At 39.6% G+C, this 2584-nt stretch carries 3 protein-coding genes; all 3 read right to left on the minus strand.

Annotated elements, in window-relative coordinates; translation table 11 throughout:
* Positions 1 to 199: 199 nt before the first annotated feature.
* Positions 200 to 856: a YoaK family protein gene (locus tag T359_RS0117410; protein ID WP_022767528.1), complete on the minus strand. Its 657-nt coding sequence runs from the start codon at positions 854 to 856 to the stop codon at positions 200 to 202.
* A gap of 55 nt (positions 857 to 911) precedes the next feature.
* Positions 912 to 1298 carry a metallophosphoesterase family protein gene (locus tag T359_RS23205; RefSeq protein ID WP_155840167.1) on the minus strand — a complete coding sequence of 129 codons (387 nt, stop codon included), beginning with the start codon at positions 1296 to 1298 and terminating at the stop codon, positions 912 to 914.
* A 143-nt stretch (positions 1299 to 1441) separates the two neighbouring features.
* Positions 1442 to 2467, minus strand: coding sequence for a S66 family peptidase (locus tag T359_RS0117420; RefSeq protein WP_026518503.1), 1026 nt, complete (start codon positions 2465 to 2467; stop codon positions 1442 to 1444).
* Positions 2468 to 2584: the final 117 nt, after the last annotated feature.

The raw sequence follows: 2584 nt of genomic DNA on the forward strand, positions 1-2584 counted from the left end.
CACCGCAATATGATGAATGCGATTTAATTTCATGAGGCGCCTCCTGTTTTAACCAGAAAAACCGATTTGCTTATTTCATTATCCTGGAATATTATCTAACCCATCAATGACTTTCTCTTGTCAGATTGTAATACATCGTAAATCCTACTCGTATCTATCATCATATTCTGTTAGCTTCATTTTTATGTATCCACGTATTTCATTCTTTTAGCATCATCAAGACCACAACCAGAAGGATTGCCGGTGAGATCCATATTGTTCCAATACCAAACCTTGCGGAAAGTACCCCTCCGATGCCGGCTCCTGTGGCAAAGATAAGAATAATGCCAAAGAAATGCAATGCCTTATACAAGGATCCCTTCTCTTTTGTTCTGAAATACTGTGACAGGCTTTCCGTACCGCTCCTAAGATTGCCGATACACATCGTACTGGCATATCCATATCCATGAACTTTTCTGAATGTCTGCACCTGCATGGCACATGAAAATGAAACCATGATATTTGCAAGCATATTTACCCCTGTCGGCATAAATCCTACCGCCAAAAGCATTGCTATCTCTATAAAAAGTATGATCTGTCTCCAATGGATCTTGCTGCCAGTCTTAAACCTGCTCTCGATCCTTTCAGCCAGAAAAATACCTGCAGCAAATGATAGGAGCGGGAGCATATAGTGTAATCCCTTATTCCACTCTCCCTGCATAAAGTTCTGGCTCATCAGTACCACGTTACCGGTCTGGGCATTTGCGAATACGCCATCCCTCACGTTATAAGTATATGCATCCTGTAGTCCTCCCGAAAATGAAAGCAATGCACTTAATCGAAAGCTCTCAGAGGTCTGCGTTTTTGCAATCGACATCTCATACCTCCAAATATGACCATTAAATTTATATCAACATATTTACCTTCGGATATTATAGCATGGCAAGAAGAAACATCAGGATAAATCTCCCCACACAAAACGCTGCAAATACACCTGCTATCATAAGTGCGATATCACCAGCTGAAACACACTTTTCAAGTTTTGATAGTCCTTCAATCACTACCCGCCTTGCATAATCAGAATATCCTGATTCGCGAGCCTCCCAGATGTAACTCACGTCATGATTTCCATAGCAGAGCAGAAAGTTCGGATGTCGATTTATGAATCTCTCAAGCGCATCAAATGTCTCCGAATACAATCCCAGGTTTTTTTCCTGATCCCAGTCATCTACGAGATCTCCCAGACAGACGATTTTGCCATATTCACTTCGAGAAAAAAGCTCTTCAGCCTTGTATTTTCTTTTATCTTCTGCAAAAATGCATTGCTTACTGGGTACAAATCATCACCTCCTCACAGCATGAAAAAAGGAACCGATTTTACTCGATTCCTTAAAAATGTTTGTACCGTTATCTTCGAATTTTATGTTCCAACGATCGGAACAAATTTGAGTTTATCTCTTTCTCATTTAAATCTAATAATCTGATTATTCGCATCAACAACAGCTTCAACACCAAAAGGAATGATACATCTAGGTGTAGCATGTCCAATGTTGACATTAAAAAGAATGGGAAGATTCGGATTGCTTATCACTTCCACCAATATTTTTTTATACTCATCTACATAGATCTCATTTTGAGGTTTTCCCACAAGTACTCCTGAAACAGCGTCAAATACCCCTGTAGTTTTTAAGTACTCCAGAGCCTTTTTGTACTTCTCTGGTGATGGTTTTTCTTCACTGGTTTCCAGCAATAAAATACGTCCTTCCCAGTCCTTTGCATCAGGAAAAAGATGATATTTCTTGCACAAGACCGGCATATCTTCATAGCGTTCACCATCAAAAAAGTCATACATCGAATCAATACAACCTCCGAGAATCTTTCCCGAGAAAGTTGCCTGTCCTTGGAGAAGTTCAAAGCCTTTATTTGGATGTGAAGGTGTCGAAGTCCCGACTTTTTCAGGCGAGAACTCAGTTCTTTCTTCATACCATACGTCGCTTGGTGTTATCTCATGAATGGTACCTGTTGTAATAAGTTCCTGAAAGTAACCTTGGGTATATGGAAGCATATCCGTAGACAGTTCACAAACATCCGGCAAAAAGGCTTGTCCATAGAAAGTAGTCATTCCTACTTTATGAAGCATAAAGTGATTTATTGTCGTATCAGAAAAACCGAGAAATATTTTATCTGTAACAGCCTCTTTAAGTTCATCGTTTTCAAACAGATATGGAAGTAATCGATATGTGTCATCTCCGCCAATAGCACACAGTATCATGTCTATATCGGGATCTCTTAGTGCATCCAAAAGATCTAAGGCTCTTTTCTCCGGATGATCTTTTATATATTCAAGTCCTAACAGTGCGTGCGGCATAAATTTCACGTTAAGCCCAAAGTCTTCAAGTCTTTTAATCCCAATATTCTTCTCAAATTCAACAAAAGATTCCCCAATTATTCCGCTTGAAAGGCTTACTATCGCCACATTCTTAACCATATATTTCCTCCTCTACAGACTGCGATTTGTCGTTCTGCATTGTTTTCCGGGAGAACTTGCTAACACTTCAGCCAGACCAATCTCATTTGTCACAAGTAGTTTACTCATGTATTTCCA

It is taken from the genome of Butyrivibrio sp. MC2021 (assembly GCF_000621605.1).
Classification (GTDB): domain Bacteria; phylum Bacillota; class Clostridia; order Lachnospirales; family Lachnospiraceae; genus Butyrivibrio.